Genomic DNA, 6264 nt, shown 5'->3' with positions numbered 1-6264 from the left:
CGGACCCCCGTCCGGGCCGGTCCGCGTCCGGGACACGGCGCACCGCGGCCGACCCCTCGATCCGTCCCCGGGCTGTCAGAATGGGACCATGACCTCTCAGTCCGTCCGGCGGGAAGCCGGGGCCGACGACGCGCTCCGTGTGGCCGTGATCGGCTCCGGCCCGGCCGGCGTCTACACCGCCGACGCCCTCACACGGCAGCGGCGCGTCCCCGTCCGGGTGGACGTGATGGACCGACTGCCCACCCCCTACGGCCTCGTGCGCTACGGGGTCGCGCCCGACCACACCAAGATCAAGGGCGTGGCCGGGGCCCTGCGGAGCGTGCTGGAGCACCCCGACGTGCGCTTCGTCGGCGGGGTCGAGTTCGGCTCCGACCTCACCCGCGCCGACCTGGCCCGCTCCTACCACGCGGTCGTCTACGCCACCGGAGCCCCGGTGGACCGCCGCATGGGCGTGCCGGGGGAGGACCTGCCCGGGAGCGTCGCCGCGACCGACTTCGTCAACTGGTACTGCGGCCACCCCGACAGCGAGCTCGCGGGGTTCGTGCTCGACGCCGAGGAGGCCGTCGTGGTGGGGGCGGGCAACGTCGCCCTGGACGTCGCCCGCATCCTGGCCAAGACCGCCGACGAACTGCGGCACACCGACATACCCGAGCCGGTCCTGGAGGTGCTCGCCGCCAGCAGGGTGCGCACCGTCCACATCCTGTCCCGGCGGGGGCCCCTCCAGGCCCGGTTCACCGCGCCCGAGCTGCGCGACCTGCTCGCCCTGCCCGGCGCCGACGTGGTCGTGCCCGCCGAGCAGGTGGACGTCGACCTCGCGGCGGTGGGCACGGGCACGCACGAGACGCGCATGGTGGCCCGCGCCGCGCGCACCAACATCAAGCTCCTCCGGGAGCACGCGGGGCGTGCCCCCGAGGGGCGTCCCCGCACCGTGCGCCTGCACTTCTGGGCCCGGCCGCAGGAGGTCCTCGGCGGGAGCCGCGCCACGGGGGTGCGGGTGGAGCACACGCGCCTGGACGACGGGGGACGCCTCGTCGGAACGGGGCGGACCACCGACCTGGACGCCGGGCTGGTGCTGCGCTCGGTCGGCTACGCGGGGGCCCCGCTGCCGGGCGTGCCGTTCGACGCCGAGGGGCGCACGGTCCCGCACGACGAGGGCCGGGTCCTGGACGAGGGGGGCCGGGTGGTCCGCGGGGACTACGTCGCCGGGTGGGTCAAGCGGGGCGCGACCGGGGTCATCGGTACCAACAAGTCCGACGCGGCGGCCACGGTCAGGTCCCTGCTGCGGGACGCCCCGGAGCTGCGCGCGGAGGTTCTGGACCCGGTGCCGCTGGAACAGGTCCTGGAGGAGCGGGGGATCGCGCACAGCTGGTACGACGACTGGCTGCGCATCGACGCGGCCGAGGCCCGCCAGGCGGCGGAGCTGGAGCGCGGGGAGCGGGTCAAGCTCCACGGCTGGGAGGCCTACCGGAAGGTCGTCGACGGCTGATCAGGTGACCTCGCCCGGTGCGGCGCCGTAGGTGTTGCAGGCGCTCACGGTCTCCTCGGACCAGCCCTGCTCCAGCCAGAACGCCCGGTTGCTCGCGCTGCCGTGGGTGTCGAGGTCCCCGCCCGAGTTGAAGTTGGCGTTGACCACCTCCAGGACGTCCCCGTCGCCGCCGGTGACACCGCGCAGCCCGATCCCGGCCATGCACTCGGCCTGGAGCTCGGTGCGCCTGAGGGTGTCGAGCTCGTCGTCCTCGCTCCCGGCGTTCCAGCGCATGTCGTGCGAGACGTCGAGGATGCCGGTGGCGGACTGCACGTGGTGGCCGTACTCGTGTCCCATCAGGGCGATCCAGACGTCCTCGCGCTCGTCCACGGGGATCTGGGCGCTGAGCTGGCGCACGTTGGGCAGGACGACGGTGATGCGGTTCCAGTCGCTCTCGTAGTACGCGAGCGTGTACCCCTCCTCCTCGCCGGTGTCGGGCGACTCGCGGGTGACGGTGATCTCCGGGGTCCGGGAGGACAGGCCCAGGTCGTCCATGACCGGGGCCCAGAGCAGGTCCAGGCACTCGCCGGTGGTGGTCGCGAAGTCCTGCCACGACTCGTCCGAGCCGATGTCCAGCGCGGGGGTGTCGCAGTCGACGGCCTCCGGCATCGGAGCGTCGTAGAGGGGGTGGTCGGCGATGTCGATCTCGACGGTGTTGGGCCGGGCCGCCAGGTCCTCGTCGTAGAGGGCGGACAGGTCGGTGCCGGTCGGCTGCGGCTCCGGCTGCGGCGTCGTCGAGACCATGACGATGCTGGCGACCAGGGCGGCGACGGCGATCGTGCCCGCCACGGACGAGCCGACCAGGACGCCGAGGCCGCGGCGGCGCTGCGGCGGCGGGGGCTGCCCCCACGGCTGTCGGGGCGGCGGCCACGGGCCGTGTCCGCCGGGCTGCCCGTGGTAGGGGGCGGACGGGTGGTGGACCGGTGCGGCGTGCGGGGGGAGGGGCGGGTACGGTCCCGTCCGCGGGAACGGCTGCCCGGGCGCCGCGGGGTGGCCGGGGGCGTGGAACGGGTGGAGCGTGTGGGCCGTCGTCCCCGGGTCCTGCGGGCCGGGGGGCCGGCCGGGGGCGGGGAACCCCTGCCGCCCGGGGAGGGGGCCCTGCCACGAGGAGGTCGGCGGGCCCTGGGGCTGCCGCGCGCCCGGCAGGGGAGGGTGTGCGTACCGTCCCGTGGAGCCGGGGTCCGGGGCGGGCGGCCCGTCCTCGGAGGAGGGCGCGGGGGCGTGGCCGGCCTCCCGGTCGGCGTAGGCGCCGCCGGCGGCGGTCACCCCCTGGGAGGAGGGGGCCGGGTCCGCGGGCCAGGCAGGCCCGTGCTCCCCCTCCGGCGCGGGTTCGGACGGCAGGGGGGACCCTTCTCCGTCGCCCGCTCCGGAGGGGGAGGGGGCGTCTGCGGGGCCGGGCTGGTCGGGGCGGGGGGCGTCGCCCCGTTCACCGCCGGGTCGGTTCTCCACGGGGTCCGTCCTCGCTAGGGTGCCAGAGCCCACCGGGCTGGGGCCGGATACGCCCCGGGGCGAATCCGACAAGGTGCACAGAGCTTCAGTATGGGGCCTAAGGGGGCGTACCGATGGTAACCGGCGTACTGCTCTCCGGCGGCCGGTACCGGACGCCAAGGCCCGCCAACAGGTTCTGAAGCTCGGACTCGAAGAGCGGTTCCATGTCCTGCATCACGAAATCGAGGTGTTGGAACACCTCCATGCACACGACCCCGTACAGGCGCACCCAGCAGCTGCTGAGCACCATGATCGCCTCCACCGGGATGTGCGGCGCGGAGAAGCCGCAGCTGTCGGCGAAGGCGCGCAGCTCGCGGGCGAGCTCGGGGGTGATGCGGTCCCCGTCCGGCAGGGGGAAGCGCTCCTCGGACAGCAGGCGGTCGAAGAGGGTGTAGAAGGTGGCGCCGAACCTGCGCCCGGCCTCCAGCGCCGGGGCCGGGTCGGCCTCCGGGTCCAGGCGGGCGCGCGGGCCGAACATGGTGGCGAACTCGGCCGGGTGCGCCACGGCCCAGGACCGGAAGGCCCGCAGGGAGGTGAGGATGCGCAGGTCCGTCTCCCGGTCGGGCACGCTGGCGTCGGCCTCGGCCACCGCGTCGGCCAGTTCCGTGAACATGTCCGCCGTGATCAGTATCAGCAGCGAGTCGATGCCGGAGACGTAGCGGTACAGGCCGGGGGCGGTCATGCCCATCTCGCGGGCGATGGCCCGCAGTGAGACGCCCGCGGTCCCGTGGTCCACCAGGTGCCGCCGGGCGATGGCCTTGATCTCGGACAGTGTGGCCTCGCGCACACGTTCGCGGCGGCTCGGCCGCCCGTCCCCCCGGGCGAACTGGGATTTCGTCATGTGCTGCGGTACACCCCGTCTCCGGCGCCCCGCCGGGGCGCTGTGGTCCTCGTTGGCGATATTGACAGCGTAACGCCCGCACGCTTTAGTGAACACCGTTAGCAAACACCGTTGACGGACATGAGGGCCGTTCGCTGAGAGGGCGGCGTATGCCGACACACACCGGACTTTTCGGGCGCCTCGGTCTGGGGGCCCACCGCTGGCGCTGGGCCGTCCTGACCGCCACCGCGCTCTTCGCCGTCTTCGCCGCGGTGTGGGGGTCGGGGGTCTTCTCCGACGTGAGCGAGAGCGGGTTCGAGGACCCGGGGTCGGAGTCCTCCGAGGCCACGCGCCTCCTGGAGGAGGGCCTGGGACACGACGGCGTCGACATCGTCGCGGTCTACCGCAGCGACGAGATCCAGGTGGACAACCCCACCTTCGCCGCGGCCGTGCAGCGCATCGCCGACGGCATGCCCGACACCGTCGCCGACTTCGACGTCTACCTCGACGAGGAACTCCCCGAGACCGAGCGCGGCATGCTCGTGGCCGAGGACATGCACGCGACCTACATCCCCGTGACCCTCACCGGGGAGAGCCACGCCGAACGCCTCCACCAGTACGAGGAGGTCGCCGAGCACCTGGAGTCCAGCACGCTGGAGGCCCACCTGGGCGGCCCCGTCGCGGTCGAGCACGAGCTGTCCGAGACGGCCGAGACCGACATCGTCCGCGCCGAACTCGTCACCCTGCCGGTCCTGCTGCTCCTCCTCGTCGTGATCTTCGGCGGCCTCGTCGCGGGCCTGGTCCCGCTCGCCGTCGGCGGCCTGGCCATCCTCGGCTCCCTGACCGTCCTGCGCGCCCTGACGTACGTGACCGACGTGTCGGTGTTCGCGGTCAACGTCGCCACCATCCTCGGCCTGGGACTGGCCATCGACTACGGCCTGTTCATGGTCAGCCGGTTCCGCGAGGAACTGGGGCGGGGGCGGGCGATCGGCGACGCCGTGCGCCGCACCGTCGACACCGCCGGCCGCACCGTCGCCTTCTCCGGCATCACCGTCGGCATCGCCTTCGCCGGCCTGCTGTTCTTCCCCCAGCCCATCCTCAAGTCGATCGGCTGGGGCGGCATCGCCGTCGTCCTGTTCGACCTGCTGGCCGCCCTGGTCTTCCTGCCGGCCCTGCTCGCCGTGGTCGGCCGGAGGATCAACAGCCTCAGGATCCCCCTGCCCCGGCGCACCGTCACCGGCGCCGTCCACGAGAACGCCGGCGCCTGGGCGCGCCTGGCACGGACCGTCATGCGCGGCCCCGCCGTGTCCCTGGTCGCGGTCGGCGCCGTCCTGCTGGTCTTCAGCTCCGGTCTGGCCTCGACCCAGCTCGGCTCCACCGACCAGCGCTACCTGCCCGGCGACGCGGGCAGCCGGATCGCCACCGAGGCGGTGGCGGAGGACTTCCCGGCGGGCGGTCTGGGCCGCCTCGACGTGGCGGTGGTCGGGGACGCGGGCGAGGAGTCGCTGGAGGAGTACGCCGAGCGCCTGGCGGAGCTGCCCGGGGCCTCGCTCTCCCGGGTCGAGCGCACCGGCGACGGCATCGCCCACGTCTTCGTCGCCTACCAGGGGGAGTCGGACTCCCCGGAGATCGCGCAGCTGGTGCGCGACGTGCGGGCCGAGCCCGCGCCGGAGGGGGCCGAGCGGACCCTGGTCGGCGGCGTGGCGGCCATGCAGCAGGACAACGTGTCCGCGATCGTCGACTCGGTGCCGACGACGGTGGGCTTCGTCGCCGCCGCGACCCTGTTCCTGCTGTTCCTCGCCTTCGGGTCGATCGTCCTGCCCGTCAAGGCCGTGCTGATGGGCGCGCTGTCGCTGGGCGCCTCCCTGGGCATCGCGGTCTGGGGCTTCCAGGAGGGCGGGTTCGCCGGCCTGCTCGGCTTCGACGCCGTCGGCACGATCGACCCCACCTACCTGGTGCTGATCACGATCGTCTCCTTCGGCCTGGCGATGGACTACGAGCTGTTCCTGCTCAGCCGGGTCCGCGAGGAGTACCTGCGCACGGGGGACAACACCCGGTCGGTGGCGGCCGGCCTCCAGCACACCGGCCAGATCATCACCAGCGCCGCGATCCTGCTCATGGTGGTGCTGCTGGCGATGGGCACCTCGGGCCTGCTGTTCCTGAAGATCATCGGTATCGGCCTGGCCATCGCGGTGCTCGTGGACGCGACCCTGGTCCGCGCGGTCATGGTGCCCGCCACGATGCGCCTGCTCGGCAGCGCCAACTGGTGGCTGCCGCGACCCCTCCGGTGGCTCCACGACCGCGTCGGGATCTCCGAGGGCGGGGACGACGAGGACGCCGCCGCGCCCGGTGACCGGGCACGGGACGGGGACCGGGAGCCCGCCGGGGTCTGACACGGCAAGGAGCGCTCCCCGGCGGCATGCCGCCGGGG

At 73.9% G+C, this 6264-nt stretch carries 4 protein-coding genes; 2 read left to right on the top strand and 2 right to left on the bottom strand.

The window, feature by feature from the left end; genetic code table 11:
* Positions 1–88: 88 nt before the first annotated feature.
* On the top strand, positions 89–1486 hold the full coding sequence (locus ACWGL3_RS30270) for an FAD-dependent oxidoreductase (RefSeq protein WP_267949166.1): 1398 nt from the start codon (positions 89–91) through the stop codon (positions 1484–1486).
* Here the strand turns inward: ACWGL3_RS30270 and ACWGL3_RS30265 are convergent, their stop codons facing one another.
* Together ACWGL3_RS30265 and ACWGL3_RS30260 are read right to left on the bottom strand one after the other, a co-directional pair.
* Positions 1487–2974: a neutral zinc metallopeptidase gene (locus ACWGL3_RS30265; protein WP_346660240.1), complete on the bottom strand. Its 1488-nt coding sequence runs from the start codon at positions 2972–2974 to the stop codon at positions 1487–1489.
* Between the two features lie 97 nt (positions 2975–3071).
* Positions 3072–3854, bottom strand: coding sequence for a TetR/AcrR family transcriptional regulator (locus ACWGL3_RS30260; protein WP_267949167.1), 783 nt, complete (start codon positions 3852–3854; stop codon positions 3072–3074).
* A gap of 149 nt (positions 3855–4003) precedes the next feature.
* On the opposite strand from ACWGL3_RS30260, the gene ACWGL3_RS30255 reads away from it, so the two are divergent.
* Positions 4004–6226: an MMPL family transporter gene (locus ACWGL3_RS30255; protein ID WP_267949168.1), complete on the top strand. Its 2223-nt coding sequence runs from the start codon at positions 4004–4006 to the stop codon at positions 6224–6226.
* Positions 6227–6264 lie beyond the last annotated feature (38 nt).

The sequence above is a fragment of the Nocardiopsis sp. NPDC055824 genome, from assembly GCF_053616335.1.
This window is presented reverse-complemented; position numbering and strand designations above follow the sequence as displayed.

Bases quoted from the DNA above. Each gene is read 5' to 3' on its own strand.
- ACWGL3_RS30270 (WP_267949166.1), top strand. From the start codon at position 89: ATGACCTCTCAGTCCGTCCGGCGGGAAGCCGGGGCCGACGACGCGCTC.
- ACWGL3_RS30260 (WP_267949167.1), bottom strand. From the start codon at position 3,854: ATGACGAAATCCCAGTTCGCCCGGGGGGACGGGCGGCCGAGCCGCCGC.
- ACWGL3_RS30255 (WP_267949168.1), top strand. From the start codon at position 4,004: ATGCCGACACACACCGGACTTTTCGGGCGCCTCGGTCTGGGGGCCCAC.